Annotated in this window: 21 protein-coding genes; 6 read left to right on the top strand and 15 right to left on the bottom strand. The window is 52.2% G+C overall.

The window, feature by feature from the left end; all coding sequences use genetic code 11:
* The first annotated feature begins 7 nt into the window (after positions 1-7).
* The 5 genes from phnX (at position 8) to F5I99_RS18010 (ending at position 5,698) form a co-directional block, all read left to right on the top strand.
* Positions 8-835, top strand: coding sequence for a phosphonoacetaldehyde hydrolase (phnX, locus tag F5I99_RS18030; protein ID WP_151058455.1), 828 nt, complete (start codon positions 8-10; stop codon positions 833-835).
* On the top strand, positions 832-1,728 hold the full coding sequence (locus F5I99_RS18025; protein ID WP_191905895.1) for an EamA family transporter: 897 nt from the start codon (positions 832-834) through the stop codon (positions 1,726-1,728). Before phnX ends, F5I99_RS18025 begins: the two co-directional genes overlap by 4 nt.
* Before the next feature lie 9 nt (positions 1,729-1,737).
* Positions 1,738-2,403: an HAD family hydrolase gene (locus F5I99_RS18020; protein ID WP_151058453.1), complete on the top strand. Its 666-nt coding sequence runs from the start codon at positions 1,738-1,740 to the stop codon at positions 2,401-2,403.
* A gap of 110 nt (positions 2,404-2,513) precedes the next feature.
* A complete protein-coding gene (locus F5I99_RS18015) occupies positions 2,514-4,541 on the top strand; it encodes a PhoX family protein (RefSeq protein WP_151058451.1) in 2,028 nt (675 codons plus the stop codon).
* Positions 4,542-4,756: 215 nt separating this feature from the next.
* Positions 4,757-5,698, top strand: coding sequence for a response regulator (locus tag F5I99_RS18010; protein WP_151058449.1), 942 nt, complete (start codon positions 4,757-4,759; stop codon positions 5,696-5,698).
* Positions 5,699-5,707: 9 nt separating this feature from the next.
* Here the strand turns inward: F5I99_RS18010 and F5I99_RS18005 are convergent, their stop codons facing one another.
* The 14 genes from F5I99_RS18005 to F5I99_RS17945 form a co-directional block, all read right to left on the bottom strand.
* On the bottom strand, positions 5,708-5,980 hold the full coding sequence (locus F5I99_RS18005; protein ID WP_151058447.1) for an amphi-Trp domain-containing protein: 273 nt from the start codon (positions 5,978-5,980) through the stop codon (positions 5,708-5,710).
* Positions 5,981-6,005: 25 nt separating this feature from the next.
* Positions 6,006-7,367, bottom strand: coding sequence for a metallophosphoesterase family protein (locus F5I99_RS18000; protein ID WP_151058445.1), 1,362 nt, complete (start codon positions 7,365-7,367; stop codon positions 6,006-6,008).
* A 4-nt stretch (positions 7,368-7,371) separates the two neighbouring features.
* Entirely contained in the window at positions 7,372-8,262 is an 891-nt protein-coding gene (locus F5I99_RS17995; protein ID WP_151058443.1) for a GAK system ATP-grasp enzyme, read from the bottom strand.
* On the bottom strand, positions 8,255-9,877 hold the full coding sequence (locus tag F5I99_RS17990) for a phosphotransferase (RefSeq protein ID WP_151058441.1): 1,623 nt from the start codon (positions 9,875-9,877) through the stop codon (positions 8,255-8,257). Before F5I99_RS17990 ends, F5I99_RS17995 begins: the two co-directional genes overlap by 8 nt.
* Positions 9,878-9,938: 61 nt before the next feature.
* A complete protein-coding gene (locus tag F5I99_RS17985) occupies positions 9,939-11,117 on the bottom strand; it encodes a M24 family metallopeptidase (RefSeq protein ID WP_151058439.1) in 1,179 nt (392 codons plus the stop codon).
* Positions 11,118-11,279: 162 nt separating this feature from the next.
* Positions 11,280-12,389 (bottom strand): cytochrome-c peroxidase, encoded by a 1,110-nt coding sequence (locus F5I99_RS17980; protein ID WP_151058437.1) that lies wholly within the window; start codon positions 12,387-12,389, stop codon positions 11,280-11,282.
* A gap of 8 nt (positions 12,390-12,397) precedes the next feature.
* Complete coding sequence (locus F5I99_RS17975) at positions 12,398-15,136, bottom strand: secretin and TonB N-terminal domain-containing protein (protein ID WP_151058435.1); 2,739 nt, start codon at positions 15,134-15,136, stop codon at positions 12,398-12,400.
* A 75-nt stretch (positions 15,137-15,211) separates the two neighbouring features.
* The gene (locus tag F5I99_RS17970) at positions 15,212-16,189 is read right to left on the bottom strand and encodes a FecR domain-containing protein (protein WP_151058433.1); all 978 of its coding nucleotides are present in this window, start codon (positions 16,187-16,189) and stop codon (positions 15,212-15,214) included.
* A 7-nt stretch (positions 16,190-16,196) separates the two neighbouring features.
* The gene (locus F5I99_RS17965; protein WP_151058431.1) at positions 16,197-16,709 is read right to left on the bottom strand and encodes a sigma-70 family RNA polymerase sigma factor; all 513 of its coding nucleotides are present in this window, start codon (positions 16,707-16,709) and stop codon (positions 16,197-16,199) included.
* The gene (locus F5I99_RS19480; protein ID WP_191905894.1) at positions 16,706-16,864 is read right to left on the bottom strand and encodes a hypothetical protein; all 159 of its coding nucleotides are present in this window, start codon (positions 16,862-16,864) and stop codon (positions 16,706-16,708) included. The genes F5I99_RS17965 and F5I99_RS19480 overlap by 4 nt, the downstream gene beginning before the upstream one ends.
* 133 nt (positions 16,865-16,997) lie before the next feature.
* Entirely contained in the window at positions 16,998-17,747 is a 750-nt protein-coding gene (locus F5I99_RS17960; protein ID WP_151058429.1) for a sulfite exporter TauE/SafE family protein, read from the bottom strand.
* Positions 17,747-19,960, bottom strand: coding sequence for a DNA helicase II (uvrD, locus tag F5I99_RS17955; protein ID WP_151058427.1), 2,214 nt, complete (start codon positions 19,958-19,960; stop codon positions 17,747-17,749). Before uvrD ends, F5I99_RS17960 begins: the two co-directional genes overlap by 1 nt.
* 26 nt (positions 19,961-19,986) lie before the next feature.
* A complete protein-coding gene (locus F5I99_RS17950; RefSeq protein WP_151058425.1) occupies positions 19,987-20,961 on the bottom strand; it encodes a homoserine kinase in 975 nt (324 codons plus the stop codon).
* Positions 20,962-20,972: 11 nt separating this feature from the next.
* Positions 20,973-21,254: a DUF2782 domain-containing protein gene (locus F5I99_RS17945; RefSeq protein WP_151058423.1), complete on the bottom strand. Its 282-nt coding sequence runs from the start codon at positions 21,252-21,254 to the stop codon at positions 20,973-20,975.
* 88 nt (positions 21,255-21,342) lie between these two features.
* Between F5I99_RS17945 and polA the strand changes: the two genes are divergently transcribed.
* Positions 21,343-24,075 (top strand): DNA polymerase I, encoded by a 2,733-nt coding sequence (gene polA / locus F5I99_RS17940; protein ID WP_151058421.1) that lies wholly within the window; start codon positions 21,343-21,345, stop codon positions 24,073-24,075.
* On the opposite strand, the gene yihA is transcribed toward polA, so the two are convergent.
* Positions 24,072-24,710 (bottom strand): ribosome biogenesis GTP-binding protein YihA/YsxC, encoded by a 639-nt coding sequence (gene yihA / locus F5I99_RS17935; RefSeq protein ID WP_151058419.1) that lies wholly within the window; start codon positions 24,708-24,710, stop codon positions 24,072-24,074. The genes polA and yihA overlap by 4 nt on opposite strands.
* Between the last annotated feature and the right edge of the window lie 58 nt (positions 24,711-24,768).

The raw sequence follows: 24,768 nt of genomic DNA, 5'->3' as shown, positions 1-24,768 counted from the left end.
AGAAAGCATGTTTAGTTATCAGCGTCGTTATTGCGGGCAGGTTCAAGCAGTGATCATGGATCTGGCTGGCACCTGTGTGGATTTTGGATCTCTGGCACCGATCCAGGCTTTTCAGAGCCTGTTTGCCGCGGAAGGGTTGGCGATTACCCAGGCTGAAGCGCGTGCGCCCATGGGCAAAGAAAAGCGTGAACATATTGAGGCTCTATTGGCCATGCCCCGTATCGCTGAAGCCTGGCTGGCTGTTAAGCATCAGCCAGCAGACTCGGCCGAAGTCGACCGCCTTTATACTGCGTTTGTGGGTTACCAACAGGCCAGCATCGCGCAAAACAATCAACTGATAGCGGGTATGGATGAGCTGCTTGGCTATTGTGATGAACAGGGGATAGATATCGGGGTGAATACCGGTTACAGCCGCGAAATGATTGCCGAGTTGCTGCCAGTATTAGCCGAGCAGGGCTTTAAACCGCTATCGGTGGTATGTGCGACTGATGTACCGGCAGGGCGCCCTTACCCCTGGATGGCGCTACAAAACGCTCGGGATCTGTCGGTCAGTTGTGTACAGGCCTGCGTCAAGGTAGATGATACCGCTGTGGGAATCGAAGAGGGCCTCAATGCAGGCATGTGGACGGTTGCCGTTGCGGTTTCGGGTAATCAGACCGGCCTGTCACAAACGGATTGGCTGGCGCTGTCAGACACTCAGCAACAACAGTTGCGTCTGGCTGCCCACGAGGCACTGGCTCGTTCAGGAGCGCACTATATTATTGACTCAATTGCCGAGCTTCCTGAAGTGTTGGAGGAGATAGGCTTTCGTCTGGCGGGCGCTGAACAGCCTTGAGTAACCTGGCACTGGTATTGGTGTTGATCTCTGCGTGTATGCATGCAGGCTGGAATTTGCTGGGTAAAAAACAGGTGCCCTCGTTGGCTTTTTTCTCGCTGGCGATGCTTGGAGGCGCGCTACTGTTTGCCCCGTTACTGCTGGTGGGTCGTGACTGGGTCGGGCTGGGCACTGACTTTTGGTGGTTACTGTTGTTCTCCGGTGGCTTTCAAGGGGTGTATATGGCCGGATTAGCCTGGGCTTATGCACGTGGTGAGATCAGTGTGCTTTATCCACTGGCGCGGGCTCTGCCTGTTCTGTTGGTGCCCTGTGTCAGCTTTATAATCTGGCAACACCTGGCACTGAGTTTGCGAGATATCGGCGGGATGCTACTGATCGCCCTGGCGGGTTTTATGTTGCCTTTGGTACGCCCCAGTGCTTTCAGCTGGTCACTCTACCTGACACCTGCACTAGGATTTATGCTGATGGCGGCAGCCGGTACGGTGGGTTACTCACTGATCGATAAATCCGCCATCGATCTGATGCGTGCAGATGGCTTGAGTGCCACGCTGGCCGGGTTGCAGTACATGGTATTACAGGCTTGGATGGCGGTGTTGTGGATGTTCCCGGTGGTAGCGTTGATGCCGAGTGAACGAGCGGCTGCTCGGCTATTATTGCAAGGACCCGCCAGGATCTGGGTGCTTGCCGGTCTGATGGTACTTAGTACTTATGGACTGGTGCTGATTGCTATGGCCTATACCGAAGATGTCAGTTATCTGGTCGCGCTGCGGCAGGCATCTATTCCGCTGGGAGCCTTGCTCGGCGTGTTCTGGCTGAAAGAAACCCTGTCAGGTTTTCGCTGGTTCTCCCTGGCACTAATGATGACCGGACTGGTTCTGGTTGCACTGAATTGAGAAATACTGATGAAAGTACCCCATCTGGTTGTTTTTGATCTTGATCACACACTGCTGGCCGGTGACAGCTCTGAGCTTTGGGCTGGTGAAATGGCTCGCCTGGGCTGGATTGATGATATCGATACCTTTCAGGCAAAACACCGTGTGTTGATGGACACCTATGCCACCGGCAATCTGGATATGGAGGCCTACCTGACGCTTAATCTGGAACCCTTGAAAGCGCGACCTTATGTCGAGGTTGCCAAAATAGCCGAAACCTTCGTCCGGGAGCAGTTGCTGGGGCGTTTGTATGAGGATGGACTGAGTCTGATTAGTCAGTTGCGTATCGCCGGGCATCATCTGCTGATGATTTCTGCCAGTGAAATATTTCTGGTGGAGCCTGTGGCTCAAGCGCTGGGTTTTGATGGTGTGATAGGCATAGATCCGGAACTGAAGGATAACTGTTTTACCGGTCGAGCCCTGCTACCTATGAGCTATCAGGCTGGAAAAGTACACCATTGTCGCCGCTACGCTGAACAGATGGAGTTGAGTGACTGGCCGGTAGCGTTTTACTCGGATTCACATAATGATATACCGCTGCTGGATGAGGCTGATGCGCCCGTTGTCGTTAACCCGAACGAGCGCCTGGCGGCAGTTGCCAAAGCGCGGGGGTGGCCGGTAATGCAATTGAACTGAGGCTGGTAGCATATATTCAAACTGTCATAAATGCTTCACTGGACGGTTAAGCTCCTGACACACTGGGTCATTAGATTTGTTGTACTGTCAATAAATCACGGAGAATATTCATGACAATCCAGCAACCCCCGCAAGTCGTTATTGATAATCATGAGGGTGATGAGCCGCTGAGCAACCAGTCGGATAACCCTTCGTTTCAGCAAGTGTTTGAAAAGCGCTTATCCCGTCGTGCCATGATGAAAGGTAGTATGGGTACCGCTATGCTGGGTTTCTTCGCCACCAGTAGCTATTCCAGCCTGGCCGCAGCGGGCAGCAGCCGTCACACGCCATTGATCGGCTTTGAAGCGATTTCTGTTTCGGCTACCGATGGGGTCAGCTTACCCAAGGGCTATGCGCATCAGGTTATACTCCCCTGGGGACATCCTATCTCGGGTCATCAGCCTGCCTTCGATCCGATGGCTAATTCCGGTAGGGATCAGGCTCACCAGATGGGCAGTCATCATGATGGTATGCATTTCTTCCCGATAGAGGGACAGGACCCATACCAGGGCAGTTCTGAGGATGGATTGCTGGTGATGAACCATGAATATGTTGAGCCGCGCTTTATGCATGCATCGACTCGTGGGCAGTCCCTGTCCAGCTCAGCTGTTGCGTTGAACGCTGAGGGTCAGCGTGATGCGGATGAAGTACTCAAGGAAATCCATGGCCATGGTGTCAGTATTGTACGTATGAAGAAACAGGCCGATGGACAGTGGGCCATAGAAGCTGATGTGCGTAACCGCCGTATCCACGGCCTGACTGAGATGGAAATCAGCGGTCCGGTACGAGGCACAGATTTTGTTAAAACCCGTTTCAGCCCTGAAGGTACGCGAGTCCGCGGTACGCTGAATAATTGTGCAAACGGTGTTACGCCCTGGAATACCTACCTGGCAGCTGAAGAAAACTGGTCGGGTTATTTTGTTAATCACGCTGAGCAGCCTCGCGAACAAAGTCGCTATGGCGTGACTAAAGAAGGTGCGGGACGCTATGGATGGGAGCTGGCTGACACGGGCGCTGATGAGTTTATCCGCTTCAATGTCACTCCAGCCGGCGCATCGGCCACCGAAGACTACCGTAATGAAGTTAATGGTTTTGGTTGGGTGGTTGAAATTGATCCGTTCAATCCGGACGTGACACCGGTCAAGCGCACTCAGTTGGGCCGTTTTGCCCATGAAGGGGTGGTATTCCAGCCTGCTGTCGAGGGTCAGCCCATCGTGTGCTATGCCGGTGATGATTCTCGTTTTGAGTATATTTACAAATATGTCAGTGCTCAGTCCTATTACAAGGAGACAGCTGGCGGTCATTTGTTGGACAACGGTACCCTGTATGTGGCGCGTTTCAATGAAGATGGCTCAGGTGACTGGTTACCACTGGTGTTCGGTATGGGGCCTTTGACGCCGGAAAACGGCTTCAACTCCCAAGCTGATGTACTGGTGAACACTCGACTCGCAGCGGACACCCTGGGTGCGACCAAAATGGACCGTCCCGAATGGGGCGCGGTTGATCGGAAAACCGGTGAAGTTTATTTTACCCTTACCAACAACAGTCGCCGTAAAGAAACGGATGCGGTCAACCCACGTATTGAAAATAACTGGGGTCAGATCGTGCGCTGGCGCGAGCACAATGATCAGGTCAATGCCATTCAGTTTGAGTGGAACCTGTTTGTACTGGCTGGCCCTGAATCCGATTCGGAACTGGCAGGACAACCACTGGATGGTGGCAGCATGTTCAACAGCCCGGATGGGTTGTGGTTTGATGCCGACTCACGCCTGTGGATTCAAACTGATATGAGCGAAAGTATTGTCAATACCGGTCCGTGGGAACAGTTTGGTAATAACCAGATGCTGGCGGCTGATCCGGTGAATAATGTGATCCGTCGCTTCCTGGTGGGGCCGATCGGTCAGGAGATTACCGGCGTGGTCACTACACCGGATCAGAAAACCATGTTCGTCAACGTACAGCACCCAGGTGCGACTACGTCGGCGGAAGACTTTGCCGCTGGTAAGTTAGCCAGTCACTGGCCACACGATGGTTCGCCCTATCCGCGTTCAGCAACCCTGGTGATCAGCCGTGAAGATGGTGGTGTGATCGGCGCCTGATCGGCATGCGACTTGTGGGCTTCTATTACAGAAACCCACAAGCCTTATCCATCAAACCCACCTGTGCGTGGGTTTTTTCGTTGATGTATTAAACCCTACCGACTGCTAAGCTTATCTTTAATGATTTTTAAGAGGTAGTGTTGGTATGGTCAGCATTTGGGCAGGGATTTTCAGGTCAGCCTGGAGTCTTCCAGAATCCAGTAATAGTCGAAGCTATGAATAGTCGTTCAGTTATATTTGTGGCTTCGGATAGTGAGGTCATTGCTGATACGGTGATTGAGCAACTGGGGACTGAGTTCAAAACAATACAGCGTTGTGTACACTATCAGGCGGTGGCGATAGCACAGCAGTTTCTGCGTAGTGAGGCTGAAGTGATACTGTTGGCCTACCAGTCGCTGGATAGTGCCATTCACCTGCGCAAGACTTTAACAGAGGTTTGCCATAAAAAAAGAGCTAACCCTTTTCATACGGTGACGCTCTGCAACAAAGACAGTGTGGAACAGGCCTATCAACTTAGCAAACAGCGGTTTTTTTATGATTATGTGGTGTTCTGGCCACTTAGTTATGATCCTTACCGCTTGATAATGTCAGTCCACCAAGCTCTGGATGACCTGGGATACAATGCTGATATCCAGAAACAGCGATTTGAGTTGGAAGCAAAAACCCATAGCATTAAATCGGTAACCCAACTGGTTGAACAAATGTTGGCGGAACAAAAAACCAAAAAATCAGAACTCGACAGTCTGATTAAATCCGCATTAAAAAAGCTCAATCAACCTGTCAGCCAGCAGCAAAAAACCTTGGTCGCTATGGTGATTGATGATGATGAGTTTCACTGTCGGTTATTAAAGAAAATGCTTGAAAATGAAGGCTTTGAGGTTCATGTGGCAGAGAGTGGAAGTGATGCTCTGCAACAGTTAAAGCAGGTACATCCGGACATCATTCTGCTGGATGTGTTTATGCCGGACATGAGTGGTATTGAAACACTGCGGCAATTGAAAAATGATTCGGCGCTGGAGTCTATACCAGTAATCATGGTGAGTGGACACCATGAAAAAGAGGTGGTGTTGGACTGTATCATGCTGGGAGCGGTTAACTATATTGTAAAACCGATAGATAAAGAGACCTTGAGAGCACACCTACCCTTTCGGTTATAAAGAATTCAATCAGCTGATTTTGAGTGGGTCTTTGTCTGCTGTTGTTTTCTTTTGAGACTTATCGCGCCAGGTAACCTTTACGTTGAGTTTGTTAACGCCAGCTTCTTTTATTGCCTGTAGATCGAGGTTTAACAGCCCTTCGGGCTGGAGCCTGATCTTGCCGCTACCATCATCCAGTTTGATGTTTCCTTTTTCCAAACCATCGATCAGCGCCTGAAGGATTTTGACCAGTTGCGCCGGTTCCTGCAAAGACTCGTGATGGAATGTTCGTTTTTTGCTCATGCCAAGCCTCGTGTTTTACAACAAGCTAGAGTAATTGGGTAGTGATTGTCTGCAAGCTGTCTGGTTGAAAAAATTTGATCGACGGATAGTCGCTACTGATGCCCATAACATACCCCTGTGGATGAATCAGTGTGACGGCTGCCCCTCCCCCAGATAACCCTTCCAGTTTACGTGATGTGCTGTTTAAAGTTGAATCACATTCGAAATGTATCATATTAGCCCGAAAGGTGATGCGTTGACCATGATGTAGATTCCTGTGTCCATGAACTAATGCATGAATGCCGGATGTGATCAGGTCCTGACTGGAGCGGGTGGATAATTGCGGATCCTGTCTGCGATATTTTGTGCGCAGCATATTGCCTAGAGGACCGAAATACAGGGCGAAGGCTTCACCCTGGCGAGCTTCCTGAAAGGCCGTGTTCAGGCTGTCACAATCCTGTTCAACCAATTGCTGTGCAATAGCATCATCACAACCGGCATGTACAAACAAAAAACTACCACGCTGGCAGAGCAGTTGCTGATGCTGAATAAACCAATGAAACTCGCCATCCGGTTGCAAAAACAGTTGTTTCCAGCGGTGCATGGCGGCATAAATTTGCTGGAAACTTAGTCCTGCCTGGCTGGCGGCAGCAAAAAAACGTTGTTTACGTGAGGTCAGGCGCTCCAGTTCCAACTCGATCTGGGCCGGACTCAGGGTGTCTGCTGCACCTTTACGAAACTGGTCGGGCCAGTCATTCGCTGGCATGAGCCTGGCTTCACAGCTGTGCTCATTGGGCAAGCTGGATCGCTCAGCCGCAGAGAGCGGGTACTGACTTAACAACTCGACGCATAGTGGCATGACCTTACTTCCCAGACGTAACAGAAAGTGACCATTACGGGGACAGTTGGGGTTATCCAGTGATTGGATGGCTAGTTGCAGACGCAAATCATGATTGCCACTAAGTAGGGTCAGTTGTACCTGCCTATCCAGAAGGTGACGAATCAGCCGTAATAGCTGCAGATTTGACGGACCCTTATCCAGGCAGTCGCCTCCCAGAATAATTTCAAACTGGTCTACAGGCCGCTTGAGTGCCAGGTCTGATGGTTGTGGTCCGTTGCGGGCAAATACACCACTGGCGACCAGTGAGGCCGAAAAGGCTTCGGCATCGGCATGCAAATCGGTAAAAAACAGCACCAAGCGTTCCGGCCAGCGCCAGTGCTCGGGATTGGACAAGTGGTGTAAGGCTTGTGACAATTCTGTCGTATACGAGGAGGCGGCCTGATACCAGCTATCTCCAGCCCCCTCAAGCCAAGGGACCAGGCCTGTTGGTAAACGTGCTTTCAACCATTCATGCCCTGTATAGTCTGGCGCTATTGGTGGTGAGGCTGAAGAAGAGACGGCTGGCATAGGATCAGGACCTCAGCGATGCGATGGTGTAATCTGCCAGGCGTGCAGCCAGGTCAATATTGCTGCCGGTATGGGAGCCCTTGAAGCCACCCAGTGCTGAAACCTCAAAAACCACTGGCCCCTCCTGGCTCATGGCCACATCAACAGTGGCATAGTCCAGATCAAAGGCGGCCTGTGCCCGACGTGCGACTTCAATGGTAGCCGAATCAGGTTGGCAGGAAGCATAACGTCCACCATTGTGAATGGTTGTATTCCAGGCTTTTTTATCAGCGATGCGAGCATAAGCCCCTTGATACTCGCCATTAATGAACACCAGCCCCATATCTGTACCCTGTATATCGATGTGTTGTTGTAAATAGAGTAAGGGGTGCTGGGATTTGTAGCGAGTTAATTCAGATTCGAGAGCTTTACTACCCTGATTAGCATTGAGTACCTGCATGCCACGGGCTTTGGTGGAAAACAGCGGTTTCAGAATGGCGCTGCCCCAGTGCTGAATCTGCTGTAGTGCTGTTTCCACCGACTCTGTCACCAGTGTGGGCGGCATGGGTATCTGGTGGTTATGCAGTGTGACTGTACAGGCTAGTCGGTCCAGCAGACGGATCAGGCTGTTGGCGGAACTGAAGATACGCACACCGGCATGTTCTGCTACCCGCAGCATTTCCAGGCGTTCAATACAGACTGGGCTATAGTCAGTGCCTACTTTACGGATGATGATGCCATCCAGGTGGCAAAGATTGTGTTGCTCAAACATTAAGCGTCCGGATGTCAGGTCCAGTGCGATTTGTGACAGATCAGCGATCAGACGAAAACCTGTGCGTTGGTGCAATGCAGTTGCCAGTACTTCAGTTGACCATTTACCGGGATTCCCGATAACGGCAATTCTGGGCTTAGACATTGAGTATTTCCTTAAGGGGCAGGGGATAGTCTTTGCTATCCTGATGTGCAACCAGGTGTTCCAATAGATAGAAACCCCGCTCAAACAGTGAGCGGGCATGGGCTTCATCCAGAATAAAGCGGGTCGAGGTAATCAAGCTGCGGGCCAGCCCCAGCGCCATGCGCCTTTCAAAGCCTGTGTCTTTCTGTGCTTCAGCGAAGCTGGCAGTAGTCTCATACAAGCGTGTGGAAATACGCTCAATACAGGCTCTGGAATGTTTATCAAACAGCGGTAGACGCAAACCGGAAACAATAAACACTGAGACGTCCTGGACATAGTCCATATAACCGGAGCGATGCAGGTCAATAAAGCGTAGCTGATGTTTAACCTGTTCGTAGAGGATATTGTCCAGGTTGAAGTCGCCGTGGATATAGACAGAAAAGGGGGCTGGCAGTTTTTCATCCAGACTCGCCGCCCGGTTCAGTAACTGGTTGAGTGCCGGGCGCTTGACGCCACCTATCTGGGTGTCAGTAGAGTTAAAACCTGGATGTATGCTTAGAACGGCTGGAAGGCGCTTTTTTAGTTGCTGGATATAAGCTGGCGATACTTTTCCTTTTCGCTTGGTTGACTGCCAAATTTTCGGCAGCATATCACACATTAGCTCCATAGCCTCCGACAGGGGTTGTTCGGCTTGCTTGAGTACCAGTTGTTCCAGGGTGTTGCCCGGCAGGTGTTCAATAATCAGGGCACCGGAGCTGCCCTTGTGGTGCTGTGATAAAACCTGAGGGGCAATGCCTGGAATAATTTCATTCCAGCGTTCCAGTCCACGGCGCTCTTCCTGTACTTTGCGCAGCGCCCCTTCCTTGAGCACGCCGATAAACTGATCATCATCTTGGGATATGGCAGAAATAGCGCTACCAGAGCGGGTTTCGGCGATGGTTTCCAGGGTTAAATTATCCCATTCGTCATGGCCCAGGCTGGATACCATGGCCTGCAGCGACAAAAACTGCTTCATGTTCATGGGTTGACCAAGCAAAACTGCTAGCAGGGATTCGCTGATATTGATCAGGGCGGAGCCCATATCCATGATATGACGAGCGAGAAACAGGCTGCTGATCAGTGCTTCGGTTTGTTTGTGCTTCTTCAGTGCTGTCAAATGAGAGGTGCGGGCTTTTTTGTAAAAACGTACCAGTTTCTGCTGTACCTTACTGATTTCAAGAGCGGCCTGGGTATCATTGGACATCAGGATCTGTTCTACCAGATGCAGCGCATTATCAATATGCATCAGGCGTTTGCGATACTTATGCTGTTGCAGCATCTTGCGATGTTTGAGATGTTGCAGCTCTCTGGCTGCCTCCCGGCAGAGGCTGGTAATCCGTTCCAGTTCGTCAGCCAGATCCCCCGCAGCCTTGAGTGACTGAGGATCATGGCGCTCATTGTCACTGAAGGCCTTCAGGCAGCGAATATGGGTGCGCTGTTTCAGGTTATAGCTGTGTCCGCTGCGCTCCGTGATGGCACGCGTTAGCGTTGCCGAAGGAGAATCCAGCAGCAGAATCAGGTTTTGTAACTGGGTTCTGACCTCAGCCAGCAAAAAAACCAGCTGCTGTTTGACCTCTTTTGGCAACGCCAGGTTCATGCTATCGCTCTGTATTGATTAGATGTGCAGGTCTAATCATAGCGATAGCATTGGCAGGATGCTACTTCACAAACAATTGTCTGGGAAAATCACACAGCATTTCTACCCCGGTTTCGGTAATCAGAATACTTTCGGTGATTTCGATACCCCAGTCTTCCTGCCAGATACCAGGCATAAAGTGGAAGGTCATGCCGGGCTGCAGCAGGGTTTCATCCGATGCCCTGAGGCTGGAGGTTCGTTCACCCCAATCCGGTGGGTAGCTGACCCCGATAGGGTAGCCGCAGCGTGCACCCTGGCGGTCTATGCCATATTTTTCCATCACCCGGTCGAGGGCATGGGCGATATCACAGGCTCGGTTACCAGGCTTAGCCTGTTCAAGCCCGGCATCGATGGCTTCCAGCAGGGCTTTTTCGGCATTCAGAAAGCGCTGGCTGGGTTTGCCCATGTAAAGGGTCCGTGACATGGGGGCGTGATAGCGCTTATAGCAACCAGAGATTTCAAAAAATGTACCTTCATTGGCTCTAAAAGGGCGCTCATCCCAGGTGATATGGGAGGCTGAAGCTTCTTTGCCTGAGGGAAGCAGCGGCACGATGGAAGGATAATCACCACTGTGCCCGTCGACCCCCGCTATCGCCGTCTCATAAATCTGTGACACCACAAAACTCTTGGGTACACCGACTCTGGCGACATCCAGAATACGCTGGTGTATTTTCGAGGTGATCTTGCCAGCAATTTTCATGAACTCTATTTCTTTGTCTGATTTAATCGCCCGGCACCAGTTCACCAGGTTATAGCTATCGACAAAGCGTGCTTCTGGCAGGGCCAGTCGCAGCGAACGGTGGGCATCCGCGGTATAGTAGTAGTTGTCCATCTCGGTAGCGATGGTGGCACCACTCCAGCCATTTTCAATGAAGATATTCTCTGCAATCCAGGTCATCGGATGCTTTTCGAGGTTTTGAACATACTCTTCCGGATAGCTGGACAGGTTTTCCTTTTTCATAAAACAGCGCAACAGCGCGGCGCTTTCATCCATGCGTCGTCCAAACCAGATAGGCTCTTCATGATCGACGTGAAGGATTACCCCCTGATGAACATAAAAGGACCAGCCATCATAGCCGGTCAACCAGTTCATATTGCCAGGATCGGTTGCAATCAGGACATCCACTTTGCGGGTGCGCATCTCACGGCGAACTTTTCTAACCCGCTGGAGGTATTCTTTCTTTGTAAATGCCAGTTTCACCCAGTCACCTCTTTTCGCTCGCGCTTATGGATTATTTACTTCAGTTAATTTTAATTTCCTGAGAGTTCAAGCATAAGTTGCATCGTCTGGCAGTTCAAATCATTACTGTTCTGAAAACGACATCCTTAGGTGGATTGTGTCTATCGGCGACAGATTTCTATATCAGGGTAATTCTGCTGGAGGTTTCATATAAGGCAGATTGCCGGTCAGGGATAGCAAAAACGCCTTGAGGTCAGCCAGTTCATCTTGGGACAGCTCTAGCGGTTTGATTCGCGGCGAAAGCTGTGCCAAGGGAATGTCAGGGTCTTTGTCCCGTAGCGCCGCGTTTTGCCACCAGCCGATGTTGTACAGTGATAGTAACAGGTCAAGATCACTGGCAAAACCATTGTGCATGTAGGGAGCGGTTGCACTCAGACCCCTGAGTGGCGGTGTGCGGAAAGCACCGACATCTTCAGGCGCTCCGCTGATCTGATAGCGTCCCTGAAAATTACCGACGCGCTCAAATGAGGTGCCTAGGTGATGGTACTGCTGGTCACTCAGTAAGGCTCCCTGGTGGCAGTTCATGCAGCGCGCCTTGGTGCGAAACAGATGCAGACCACGCACCTGAGCATCACTAAGAGCCTGAGAGTCACCCTTTAGAAAACGATCATAGGGGGCGTCGAGCATATTCACGCTGCGCATAAACGTCGCAATGGCAGATGCGATGCGTTCAACGGTCACTTCTGTATCGCCAAATGCGGCTTCAAACAGGGGAGCGTAACCCGCTATAGCTGACAGCTTTGCTGCTGAAACGTCCACATCGCCCGCCATCTCAATCGGATTGGTCCAACTGGCGATAACCTGTTCTTCCAGGCTGGTTGCTCGACCGTCCCAGAACACCTCATGCAGAAAAATACTGTTGACGATGCTGGGGGCGTTCATGTCACCCTGTTGCCGGTTGTGACCGATGGACACACGTCGACCATCAGTCCAGCCCAGGTCTGGATCATGGCAGGAGGCGCAGGCGATCTGATCAGACGCTGATAAGCGGCGTTCAAAGAACAATTGTTTACCCAGCGTGATGCGCTCGGGCGTCACGCTGGACCAGACGGGTAAACTGTCTGGCGCCGGCAGCGGTGCGAGTGCCACGGTATCAATCCCCGGGTCGGTTTCAGCCGCGGGCCAGAGCGACTGAGGTTGCCGGTACGCCTCTATTAGTGGGTCAGAGGCGGCGTGTGATGGACTCATGAATAGGGCCATCGCCAGACTGTAAATGAATAGCTTCAATGGCATGGCATCACCTAGAACTTGTAGCCCAGTTCTAGCCAATACTGACGACCGACACCAAATAGCTGCACATTGGATTCAGCACTGATGGTGTTCTGGTTGTCGGTGACATTGACCACATCCAGCCGCAGGTAAGGCGAGTTTCTCGATTGCAGCAGGCGCAAATCGATGCTCATGTCCCAGCGCAGCGTGCTGCCCTGCTTATGCACTTCGTATTGTTTTAAGCCAGTGGCGGGGTCGGTGCCGACATTACGCAGTGAGCGATAGCCATTGGTAAAGGCAAACGCATTACGCAATTGAATGCGGTCATCGCCACTGCGGGTAATCAGATCCAGATTAAGACTGACTGGGGTAGCAAAATCATTGGCTGGCAGGTCACGTTTGAGGATGCGTTTACCTTCAAACCAGACCTCGTCATCGGCGCTGTTACTGTTGGACAGATAACCGGATGAGCTGTTGCCATAGGTGGTGTCTGTCTGCTTATCCATCCAGGAGGCGGAGGTGTTGATGGCCCAGTAGGCGCCCAGCCATTCAGCTGGGGTTGAACGCCAGTAGAGGTCGACCTGATGGGTACGGCTGGAGCCCGAATTATCAAACCAATGCATATCGGTTGCAGCATCATAGCGGGTCCGCACTTGGCGTTCGCCTTTCCGTTCCACCAGCATCAGTCCGGCTTCACCCGACATCAGGGGTCCACTGATACCCAGATTCAGTTCATCATCATAAGGGGTGTCAAGATCCTGATAGAACCAATCACGATTCGCGTCAACAGACTGATATTCAGCGGTGGGCGAGGTGCGCGAGCGTATCAGGATCCGATCGCGTTCCAGCTCCCTGAGACGATAGGCCATAAAGGATTTGCCGTAATAACGGTTGGCACCCGCAGTAATACGGTAACGTTTGGCATCATCCAGATAGATACCAGCACTTAGGCGAGGTGCCAGGTTGGTATTGCCCAACCAGTCATCACGTTCCAGACGCAGGCCGGTGTGCCAAAAAAAGCGCTGGTGATCGCCATTCAGTTCAGTAAACGCGGCGGCATTGAGGTTGTTAAACTTGATTTCACCCGCCTGATAGATCACTTCCCGCACATGGTATTGATCCGAGGGCGACCAGGATCCCAGCCCTGTTTGTGGCGGCAGGGGTTGCGTGAAATCGAGCGTATATTCGTTGTAAGTGAAATCATTGAGGCGATTCTGGCGGAAGTTGAGCCAGCGCAGCTCACCACCATAGTCGAAGGTTAGCGCATCCGTCAGCGGAGTACTGAGCTTCAGGGTGGATGTCAGCGTACGCTGCTCACTTTCCAGATCACCATAGCCACCGATGAAACCGCCCTGATAGATGGTGGTGTACCGGTACTTATCCAGCACATCGTTTTTAAAATACCGCTCATCTGAACTGATGCCTGCACTGACATTCAGGTCCAGTCGGGTATTGCCGAAGTGCTGGCCGTAATTGACGCTCAGATTCAGGCCCTGATGCCGACTATCGAAGTCTGAATCCAGGTAATTGATAAAGAAGGTGTCCTCATCATATTCACTGAAAGCTAAGGAGGCATTAAACAGATAATCCTGCTCCAGCCAATCCAGACGGAGCACGCCTGAGCGGGAGTAGGTATCCAGTGAGCGCTCTTCACTGGGTTTGAAGATACGTCCCGTCTGGGCAAAATGGTCAAAATCTATATCTACCACCTGTTTTTGCCAGATTCGCGAGGTCTTTTCATCCAGCCCGGCAAAAATACCGATATCTCCGATACGCGTGGCACCCTGCAGGCTGAGCTGATCCTTGCGGAAGTTGGGCTGAAAGTCACCTGGTACACCCGTAACTGCCTGTGCGGCGCCATCACCAAACTCACCCAGCTGTGCTGGATCGATATGAAAGTTGGTCCAGCTGTCACGGGTACGGCGCTGGCTGATGCTAAAGAAGTCTTCACCGTCATAGGACTTGGTTTCGGCCTTGATCACCCCGCCGCTGAATCCCCCTTCACTGGCCGAGGCGTTGACATCAATGACTTCAACCTGGCTGAGAAAGTCGGTATTGAGAAAAATGCCCTGCGAGTGTCCGGCAACATTGGTGTAGTTGCTGGGGTTTTCACGCTGTGCCGGGTCCATCAGATTATCGATAGACGCACCGTCCAGCATCAGTTTATTCTGATAGGGAGAGGCTCCGCGAATGGAAAGCTCCGCTGGTTTGATATCACCCTGTTGCAGGCTGGAGCTGCTGCTATCAGCCACTCGGACAGATGGAATAATGCTCAGGGTTTCGGCCAGATCGCCGCGCATGGCATTGCGCATCTCGCCGTTTTCAATCGCGGCGTAGCCGTAACCAGTATAGGCCCCTTCAACCTGCATCAGCGGCAGGGCTGCTGCCTGATCATCGGTGGCGTTACTTTGGCTGCGAATCAGAAAGCCGCCATTGGCAAGTTGTTCGGTCTGAAGCCCGGTGCCGGACAGTAGCAGGCCCAAACCCTGTAGCACGGTATATTGACCGGACAGCTCTGGGCTGGTCATGCCATCCACCAGATCTGGTGAATAGGACAGGAGAATGCCGGTCTGATGGCCGAGGGCGTTGAGTGCCTGGCCCAAGTCACCATCAGCAATATTCAAGTGATGAGTTTCGGTGTGAGCACTAGTCGCAGCGGCTACGCTGGGTAGTGTCCAGCCAACGGATAACCCCATTCCGAGTGCTCCAAGCAAGACAAAGCGTGGCAGAGGTTTCGATTTAAAGGGTAGAGCAACCAGGTTGAATGACATGAAAACATCCTCAATAAAACGTCATATACCTACCTTGACGTTTGAGAATGAAAATCAGTCCATGTTTTTTAAACTTCATCCGGAGTATCCTGCAGGGCGCAGCGTAATCCAGTAACGGGAGCGCTGTTCAAGCCGAATCGGCAGGCTATGGCTCAGGCTTTCGAGCACCCTTCGGGTGTCTTGGATGGGGTAGCTACCGGATACTCTCAGTTCTGCCAGTGTCGGGTCCAGCCGGATAATGCCTTGATGATACCTAGATAACTGATCTATGAACTGTTGCAGGCGCATACCTTCTGCAATCAGCATGCCCTGTCTCCAGGCGGTGTCTGCAGGTGTTACCTGGCTTTGTGAGACTAACGCCGTGTTGGAGATAAGCAGTGTTTCGCCAGTGGGAATCAGATGAGGTTGCTGCACCGGCCCCTGGATCAGCCGTACTTGCCCTGCGAGTACCGCCACCTGGGTGGTTTCGTGCAGCTGGCGCACATTAAAAGCGGTTCCCACCGGTGTCAGAACGCCCTGCTGTGTGGTGATTAGCAGAGAGCGAGGGGGTTCTGCAGGGGGGGCGGCGGTCTGAATGAAAATTTCACCCTGCAGCAAGTGTATCTGGGTGCGGTGTTGATTGTAGCTTAGTCGAATGGCCGTGCGGCTGTTCAGCTGTACTTGGCTGCCACCGGGCAATTGTAGTTCAAGCTGCTCTCCGGTACCCGTGAAGTGTTGATCCTGTCCGAGGGTGATTCCTGGCTGACGACTGATCAACCAACCGCTGCTTGCGCCCATGCAAAGCAATGCCATGACCTTCAGGGAACGTCGACGGCTTTGTCGACCAGTGCTTAGGGTGTTACGAGCCAGCCTGGTTGTTGCAGGGGACAGGACAGACAGCTGCTGCTGAGTGGTTTCAATCTGTTGCCAGGCGCGTTCGTGGTCGGGATGTGCCGCACGCCAGCGACGAATACGCTCCCAGCAGTCGGGCTCCGCCTGCATTTGCCAGTCCAGCAGTAGCTCGACTGCATCACGAGCAACACTTTCCGGGATGGTTGGTGGTGGAGAATTCATCTTATGATCAGCCTGTCAAATCAGGGAAATAACAGCGGCTGGTGGCACGAATCAGGTGACGTTTGACGCTGCTGACCGACATGCCCAGGGCCAGGGCAATTTCGCTATAAGTCATGCCATCCAACTGGGCATGCAAAAAAGCCTGGCGTGTCAGAGCGGGTAGACCATCCAGGCGACGGTCGATTTCTACCAGTAATTCCAGCAATTGATGATGAGTCTCGGGTGACGGCGCTTCTGCCTCGGGTAGTTGTTGCAGAGCATCGAGATAGGCCTGTTCAATGCGCTCACGCCGCCAGTGGTCGATCAGTACCCGTTTAGCGACGGTCATCAGGTAAGCTCGTGGCTCTTGAGCTTGTGACCACTCATCGCGTTTAAGCAGACGTACAAATGTGTCCTGTAACAGGTCGGAGGCTCTTTGACTACAGCCCAGGCGCTTGCACAGCCAGCCCAGCAACCATTGGCGGTTCTGGCTGTAGAGCAGGCCCAAGGCATCACGAGCCTGAGGTTCTTTGAATATCATGGCGTCGTCAGACTATCCGCGGTGTGCAATAGCGACTGGAGCCGCTTGCTGGCAGGGCGCCACTGATGACACTGGGCCAGCAGATCTAGACGAGTGGCAAGTGTTTTAATCGGTTCAACAGCTTTGACAGCCGTTGTATGGCCCTGAAAACGCATCCTTCAACTCCTTCATCATCAGAGATCAAGTCAGTCACGGGCTGGCGTAGGGGGCTGGCTGGTGAGTTGTATTAAGGTGTCACAGCTTATCTGCGCTTTTATGTAAATGCAAATGATTTAGTTTTGTGTTTGATTAGGCGAGCGCTTGCCAGACTAGCTGAATCGCCAGTAGCGTGAGTAGCCAGTTAAAGATCAAGGTGAAGTGTTGGTTGCTGATGCGTTTGAGTAGGTGCAGACCCATCCAGGTACCTACAGCACCACTGAGGATCATTAACAGCATTAGCCCAAGCCAATCTTTGAAGACAAATCCGGCCGCGCCGAACACAACGGCCTTGGGTAAGTGTTGCAGGCTCATGCAGGCGGCAAAGTTGGCAACGGTTCGAAAGCGGTCACCGACATGCTGTTGCTTGACGAAGGCTGCGACCAGTGGACCGGAGGCTCCGGCAAACATGCTGATGAAGCTGGTGATACTGGCTGCCACGAAGGTGCCTGTACGTCCCAAAGCCATGGGTGGAATTTTGGGGCCCCAGCAGAGAAACAGAATGAAACCGGCGATGGTTAGTTGCAGCGTGCTGGTAGGGAGTTGTACCAGAAACAGGCTGGCAAGCCAGGCGCCTAGGATTGAGCCAGGGGCGAAGGCCGCCAGCAAGCGCCAGTCAACATGGGTTATCGTCATGATTACCCGGTTGAGGTTAGAACCCAGTTGCACCATGCCATGCACCGGGATAATGGCAGCCGCAGGCATGATGACAGCCATGATCGCCAGGAGTAATATGCCGCCCCCTACACCCATGCTGGCGGTAACGGCCGATGTCACCCCGGCGGAAAGGACCAGTAACAGGGCATGCAATGAGCTAAGCTGCTCTGGCAACAGCCACTCCATTAGAGGGTTTCCAGCTTAGCAAAACCTACGACCAGCCATTTACTGCCTTCGTCGTCAAAATTCACCTGGACACGAGCTTTGGGCCCGGAGCCTTCGAAGTTAACCACCATCCCTTCGCCAAACTTCGGGTGCAGCACGCGCTGACCCAGGCTGAGGGGTGTGCCACTGATTTCACTGACTGACAGACTGTTGTGACTGCCAAACAGGCTGCTTTGCTGGTCGGATCGTCCGCTGGAGTAGGGGCGTCTGACACTGGAATTAAGACGAACCTCTTCAATCAGTTCATCGGGTATCTCGCGGATAAAGCGCGATGGACGATTGATCTTTTCCTGGCCATGCAAACGCCTGGATTCGGCCAGCGTCAGGTAGAGCTTCTGCATGGCACGGGTGATGCCGACATAACAGAGTCGACGTTCTTCCTCCATACGTCCTGGTTCTTCAGCCGACATGCTGTGCGGGAACAGACCTTCCTCCATTCCTGTCAGAAACACCAGTGGAAACTCCAGTCCTTTGGCTGAGTGCAGGGTCATGAGTTGTACGCTGTCCGCATGGCTGTCTGCTTGAGCTTCGCCAGCATCCAGTGCCGCCTGATCGAGAAATGCTGCCAGCAGGGTGATATTTTCATCCTGGTTGTCACGCTCCCATTGGCTGGCAAACTGCCGGGTAGCGGTGACCAGCTCATCCAGGTTTTCTATGCGTGACTGACCTTTTTCACCCTTTTCTTTTTCATGATGCTCGATTAATCCGGCGGCCTTGATCACCATGTCAGTTTGCTCATGCAGGCTGAGGGTGTGGGTGTCAGTAGTGATTTGATTAACGAGATCCAGAAACCCTTGCAGTGCATTCCCTGCCCTGGCGGGTAACTGCTTCATTTCGATAATTTCATTGGCGGCTCGCCACATGGAGATGCCTTCCTGACGCGCACGCTCACGCACCAGCTCTATGGTGCGTGTACCTATGCCACGTGTGGGCACATTGATCACCCGTTCCATGGCGGTGTCGTCATCGCGGTTGGCGATCAGACGCAGATAGGCAAGGGCGTTCTTGATTTCCAACCGGTCATAAAAGCGCTGTCCACCATAGATGCGGTAGGGGACCCCTGAGCGGATCAGGGCTTCCTCCATCACACGGGACTGAGCGTTGGAACGATAGAGAATGGCACATTCATCACGACGGTTGCCATGTTCTATCCACTTGCTGATCTGATCAACAATAAAACGCGCTTCATCCTGTTCGTTGAAGGCGCTGTAGAGGGAGACCGGCTCTCCTTCGCTGCCTTCGGTCCAAAGCTGCTTACCCAGCCGGTCGGCATTGTTTTGAATCACCGCATTGGCGGTTTTCAGTATGGCCTGGGTTGAGCGGTAGTTTTGTTCCAGGCGAATGGTATCAGTACCCGGAAAGTGGTCGCTCAGGGTTTGGATATTTTCAATCCGCGCGCCACGCCAGCCATAAATGGACTGGTCGTCGTCACCCACGGCCATGAGCTTTTGTTCGCCCTGACATAACAGCCTTAGCCAGGCGTACTGGATGGCATTGGTATCTTGAAATTCATCCACCAGGACATAACGGAATCTCTCGCGGTAGTGTTTCAGTAAGGCCGGAGCACGATCACGCAGCAGTTCCAGTGAGCGCAGTAGCAGTTCACCAAAGTCGATCATACCGCCACGATCACAAGCTTCTTCATAGGCCTGGTAGAGATCAATCATGGTGCGTTGGTAAGGGTCGCCGGTACGTTCAATATGTCGACTGCGCAGACCCTCATCCTTTTGTGCATTGATAAACCACTGCATTTGCCGGGGTGGCCAACGGCTGTCATCCAGATTCTGTTCCTTGCACAGCCGCTTAATCAAGCGTAGCTGGTCGTCACTGTCCATGATCTGGAAGTTGTCCTGCAGCCCAGCATCTTTCCAATGCGCACGCAACAGACGATGTGCCAGCCCGTGAAATGTGCCCACCCACATACCTTGGGTGTTGATCCCTAGCAACTGTTCAATACGGCCACGCATTTCACGAGCCGCCTTGTTGGTGAAGGTGACCGCCAGAATCGAATAGGGTGACAGGCCTTCGGTCTCAATCAGCCAGGCAATGCGATGCACCAGCACACGTGTTTTACCGGACCCGGCACCGGCCAGTATCAGCAGGTTTTGCACCGGCGCGGTGACTGCACTACGCTGGGCATCGTTGAGTGAGTCAATAATGTGGGTAACGTCCATCAGTTCTCTTTACGCTAGTATCGGGTTTAACCTAGTTTTGCCGGGGTATTCAGGCGTGATAACAGTATGTTTTTGTACTGCTGCGGATCTTTCAATTTCATATCGCCCCCCTGGCGTGAAGCCTGCGCAATGCCTAACCAGGGAATCAGGCGTGAAAGCCAGAAGCGCATGGCGGCAGTGCGTGTCAGAATGGGCCAGGCACGGGCTTCATCGGCCGTGAAGGCACGAATCTGAGCATAGCCCTCCAACAGGGCACTTTCCCGCTCTGTATCAATGCTGCAATCCGGGCGGCTGCACCAGTCGTTGGCAACGATGGCCAGATCATAGAGTTGGTAGGCCGTAGCCGCATTGTACATATCGAGAATTGCTTCCAGCCTGTCATCCAGAAACAGGGCATTATCATGAAATAAATCTCCATGAATGACACCTGTTGGCAGATCCCAGTTGGCTTCCCGCAGTCTGTCAAAGGCTAAAACTTCCTGTTGCAGCAGATCGGCATCGTCAGAACTTAAGCGATGGGCGATGGCTTGTGTTTCACGGCGCCACCATAAGATCCCACGATGCGCTTGTCGTTTCAGATAGAAATCGCTGCCAGCCAGATGAAAACGCGCCAAGGCTTCCCCTATCTGAAAACAGTGATGCGGGCGCAATTGCGCTGCCGGAACATCCGCACCGTAAAAACGAGGCTGCAGAAAGGCGGGTTTACCTTTGAGTTGCTTAAGCGCAATGCCATTACGGTCTCGTATGGCATAGGGTACTGAAATATTGCGTTCTGCTAACCAGTGACCCAGTTCAACAAAGAACGGCATTTCTTCGAATGAAAGTTCCTCAAAGATAGTAAGTACGTACTCCTTTTTTTGACCCTGGAGCAACAGGGTCACGAAGTAATTAGTGTTCTCTATGCCACCCTCAATGCCTTCGAAGTGGCTGAGGGTGCCAAGATCAAAGTCAGCCAGCAACTGGCTAAGCTCAGCAGATGTAACAGGAGTATAAACGGCCACAACAATGCTTCCTACCAGCTAAACAGAACCCATTTAGGTGTAAGAACTGTGGGCTCTCCTGCGCGTATTAACTCGCCTGATTCGCCTTGAGGCACCAGGTAGTAGGGTTCGCCTACTACAGGTACAACTTTGATTTCTTTAAGTATTCCGCCAACTCGGTATTCATAATAAGTGGCTTCGCCATCATGGGTGATGGTGATTTCCGGCTCAGGGTTGAGCTGGTCTTCCTGTGCATTGACCATGCCTAACGGAAGGCCGCTGAGCAGAGCAATGAGTAAGAGTTTTTTAAGCATGGCGCTTTTCTCATAAGTTAAATGATTTAATTTGCTATGATTGTGAACCCTGACACTAATCACGGCAACCAGCAAAACGGAAAATTTCATGAGTGAACAGCATCTCCCTATTATTCTAGTCGACGGCTCCTCCTATTTATACCGTGCTTTTTTTGCCTCACAGCAGGCAAACCTGAGTACTCGGGATGGCTTTCCGACCGGTGCCGTTCGGGTTGTGACCTCTATGCTGCGTAGTTTGTTGAAGCAGTATCCACAGAGCCCGGTCACTGTCATCTTTGATGCCAAGGGTAAAACCTTTCGTGATGAGCTGTTTGCTGAATACAAAGCGCATCGTCCTTCGATGCCGGATGATCTGCGCGTTCAAGTTGAGCCGATACACAATATTGTCCGGGCGATGGGGATAGAGCTGCTGGTTGAGGAGGGCGTGGAAGCTGATGATGTGATTGGCACGCTGGCACGTGAAGCCACAGAAAAGCAGCGTCCGGTGATTATTTCGACTGGCGATAAGGATATGGCGCAGTTGGTCAATGAGCATGTCACCCTGATCAATACCATGACCGATACCTGCATGGACGTGGCTGGGGTGAAGGAAAAATTTGGTATTCCTCCTGAGTTGGTGATTGATCTGCTAGCCTTACAGGGCGACAAGGTGGATAACATTCCAGGCGTGCCGGGCGTGGGTGAAAAAACCGCGTTGGCACTGTTACAGGGCATCGGCGGTATTCAAGCGCTTTACCAGAATCTGGATCAGATTGCCGACCTGCCATTTCGTGGCGCCAAAAGTATGGCAGCGAAGTTGGAAGCTCATCGCAAGGAAGCTGAGCTATCCTATTTGCTGGCGACCATCAAGACGGATGTGCCGCTGCATATAAAACTGGAAGATATTCCCTGTCCGAAGCCCGATACCGCCGCACTAATAGCGCTTTTTCGTGAGTTTGAGTTTCGCAGCTGGATTGAAGAGCTGGAAGCTGGAGAGAGCGTTGCTGTGGAAGCGTCTCAGCAGCCGGTAATGGAAACCGATTATCAGGTGATTCTGAGCTGGGATGAGTTGGAAAGTTGGTTAGCCCGTTTGCAGACAGCCGAACTGTTTGCCCTGGATACCGAAACCACCAGCCTGAATTATATGCAAGCCGAGCTGGTTGGCTTGTCATTTGCGATTAAACCCGGTGAAGCGGCCTACCTGCCACTGGCGCATGATTATGTGGGAGCCCCGGCTCAACTGGACCGTAATCAGGTGCTGGAGCGCTTCAAACCGCTGTTGGAAGATCCACAGCGACCCAAGGTAGGTCAGCACATCAAATATGATATGAATGTGCTGGCGCGCTATGGCATCAAGCTGCAAGGGGTTGTGGCGGACACCATGCTGGAATCTTATGTGTTGAATTCCACGGCAGGACGGCATGATATGGATAGTCTGGCCGACCGCTATCTGGGCTTTAAAACAACAAGTTTTGAAGAGGTTGCCGGTAAGGGTAAAAACCAGCTTACCTTTAATCAGGTTGATCTCGATATTGCCACGCCCTATGCCGCTGAAGATGCCGATATCACCCTGCGCCTACATCAGAGGATGACGGGGCAACTGGCGCAGGAAGGTCGTCTTGCCGAGTTACTTGACAGCTTGGAAGTGCCGCTGATTCCGGTGCTGGCAAAGATCGAGCGCAATGGTGCTCGTGTGGATGCCACGCTGCTATCCAAGCACAGCCGGGAATTAGAGATCAGGCTCAAGGAGCTGGAGCAGCAAGCCTTTGAACTGGCCGGTGAGCCCTTTAATCTGGGATCACCTAAACAGCTTCAGGTGATCTTGTTTGAGAAGCAGGGGATTCCGGTACGTAAAAAAACTCCTAAAGGAGCGCCTTCCACGGCAGAAGAGGTGTTGCAGGAGCTAGCCCTGGACTACCCTTTGCCCAAAGTGATTATTGAGCATCGTGGTTTGAGTAAGCTGAAATCAACCTATACCGATAAGCTGCCGCTGATGATCAATCCGGATACCGGGCGTATTCATACCTCGTATCATCAGGCCGTCACTGCCACTGGGCGCTTGTCGTCATCGGACCCCAATCTGCAGAATATTCCGATTCGGACCCAGGAAGGCCGGCGGATTCGCCAGGCATTTATTGCGCCTGAGGGCTATCGTATTGTGGCCGCTGACTATTCCCAGATTGAGCTGCGTATCATGGCTCACCTGTCGGGTGACGAGGGTTTGCTGCAGGCGTTTGCCAAAGGAGAGGATATCCATCGGGCAACTGCCGCTGAAGTCTTTGGTGTCGAGCTGGAACAGGTGTCTACCGAGCAGCGTCGCAGTGCCAAAGCCATTAACTTTGGGCTGATTTATGGTATGTCGGCCTTTGGTCTGGCGCGTCAGTTAGGGGTGGGACGTAACGATGCCCAGCGGTATATCGATCACTACTTCGCTACCTATCCAGGTGTGCAGCGTTACATGGATGAAACGCGGGAGCTGGCGCATGAAAAGGGTTATGTGGAAACCTTGCTCGGGCGTCGTCTCTATCTGCCGGAGATTAACTCAAAAAATGGCATGCGTCGTCAAGCGGCTGAGCGTACGGCGATTAATGCGCCGATGCAGGGTACGGCTGCGGACATTATTAAGCAGGCGATGCTTGATGTGGATAACTGGCTGGAGCAGAGCCAGTTTGATGCAAAAATGATCATGCAAGTACACGATGAGTTGGTGTTCGAAGTTGCCGAAGCCGATGTGACCGACTTTATTGTACGAGTTACGCAGACGATGGAGCAGGCGGTCAGCCTTAAAGTGCCCTTGCTAGTGGAGGCGGATGCCGGTCTGAATTGGGATGAGGCGCATTAAGCGCCACTTTCCGTTCCCTGTTCCAGCAGTAACTCGCTCAATCTGGCGCGCAGTTCCGGTACTCCTTCTTTCTTCAGCGCTGAGAAGGTCTGCAATGTGACCTTGTCGCCCAGGCGTTTGCGTAATTGTGCCTGAAGCTTCAGCAGCGTGCTCTGTGCTGGGCCTCGGGTCAGTTTATCGGCCTTGGTCAGCAAGATATGCAGTGGCATGCCGGTTTTTTCACACCAACTGATTAGCATTTCATCAAAATCTTTCATCGGATGACGAATATCCATGACCAGCACCAGGCCCTTTAAGGCTTCACGGTGCTGCAGATAAGCATCCAGGTGTTTTTGCCAATGGACTTTTATCGCGACTGGTACTTTAGCATAACCATAACCGGGCAGGTCGACGATACGAATGCCGGGAATATTGAGATCGAAAAAGTTGATCAATTGCGTACGACCAGGTGTCTTGGAGGTTCGAGCCAATTTGCCATTTTGTGTTAATGTATTGATTGCGCTGGATTTGCCTGCGTTTGAGCGACCAGCAAAGGCGACTTCCGCCAAGCTGTCATCTGGGCATTGGTTCAGTTTGTCAGCACTGACACAAAAGCGTGCCTGGTGAAAATTGATTATGGATTGTGCTTCAGACATCGGGATCTCACTATGATAGGATCGCCACACAGAACAAATGCGTTCCAGTTTGTGAGGA

The sequence above is a fragment of the Nitrincola iocasae genome (assembly GCF_008727795.1).
Classification (GTDB): domain Bacteria; phylum Pseudomonadota; class Gammaproteobacteria; order Pseudomonadales; family Balneatricaceae; genus Nitrincola; species Nitrincola iocasae.
This window is presented reverse-complemented; position numbering and strand designations above follow the sequence as displayed.

Coding starts and splice junctions, on each gene's coding strand:
- phnX (WP_151058455.1), top strand. CDS start 8: ATGTTTAGTTATCAGCGTCGTTATTGCGGGCAGGTTCAAGCAGTGATC.
- F5I99_RS18020 (WP_151058453.1), top strand. CDS start 1,738: ATGAAAGTACCCCATCTGGTTGTTTTTGATCTTGATCACACACTGCTG.
- F5I99_RS18015 (WP_151058451.1), top strand. CDS start 2,514: ATGACAATCCAGCAACCCCCGCAAGTCGTTATTGATAATCATGAGGGT.
- F5I99_RS18010 (WP_151058449.1), top strand. CDS start 4,757: ATGAATAGTCGTTCAGTTATATTTGTGGCTTCGGATAGTGAGGTCATT.
- F5I99_RS18005 (WP_151058447.1), bottom strand. CDS start 5,980: ATGAGCAAAAAACGAACATTCCATCACGAGTCTTTGCAGGAACCGGCG.
- F5I99_RS18000 (WP_151058445.1), bottom strand. CDS start 7,367: ATGCCAGCCGTCTCTTCTTCAGCCTCACCACCAATAGCGCCAGACTAT.
- F5I99_RS17995 (WP_151058443.1), bottom strand. CDS start 8,262: ATGTCTAAGCCCAGAATTGCCGTTATCGGGAATCCCGGTAAATGGTCA.
- F5I99_RS17990 (WP_151058441.1), bottom strand. CDS start 9,877: ATGAACCTGGCGTTGCCAAAAGAGGTCAAACAGCAGCTGGTTTTTTTG.
- F5I99_RS17980 (WP_151058437.1), bottom strand. CDS start 12,389: ATGCCATTGAAGCTATTCATTTACAGTCTGGCGATGGCCCTATTCATG.
- F5I99_RS17975 (WP_151058435.1), bottom strand. CDS start 15,136: ATGTCATTCAACCTGGTTGCTCTACCCTTTAAATCGAAACCTCTGCCA.
- F5I99_RS17970 (WP_151058433.1), bottom strand. CDS start 16,189: ATGAATTCTCCACCACCAACCATCCCGGAAAGTGTTGCTCGTGATGCA.
- F5I99_RS17965 (WP_151058431.1), bottom strand. CDS start 16,709: ATGATATTCAAAGAACCTCAGGCTCGTGATGCCTTGGGCCTGCTCTAC.
- F5I99_RS19480 (WP_191905894.1), bottom strand. CDS start 16,864: ATGCGTTTTCAGGGCCATACAACGGCTGTCAAAGCTGTTGAACCGATT.
- F5I99_RS17960 (WP_151058429.1), bottom strand. CDS start 17,747: ATGGAGTGGCTGTTGCCAGAGCAGCTTAGCTCATTGCATGCCCTGTTA.
- uvrD (WP_151058427.1), bottom strand. CDS start 19,960: ATGGACGTTACCCACATTATTGACTCACTCAACGATGCCCAGCGTAGT.
- F5I99_RS17945 (WP_151058423.1), bottom strand. CDS start 21,254: ATGCTTAAAAAACTCTTACTCATTGCTCTGCTCAGCGGCCTTCCGTTA.
- polA (WP_151058421.1), top strand. CDS start 21,343: ATGAGTGAACAGCATCTCCCTATTATTCTAGTCGACGGCTCCTCCTAT.
- yihA (WP_151058419.1), bottom strand. CDS start 24,710: ATGTCTGAAGCACAATCCATAATCAATTTTCACCAGGCACGCTTTTGT.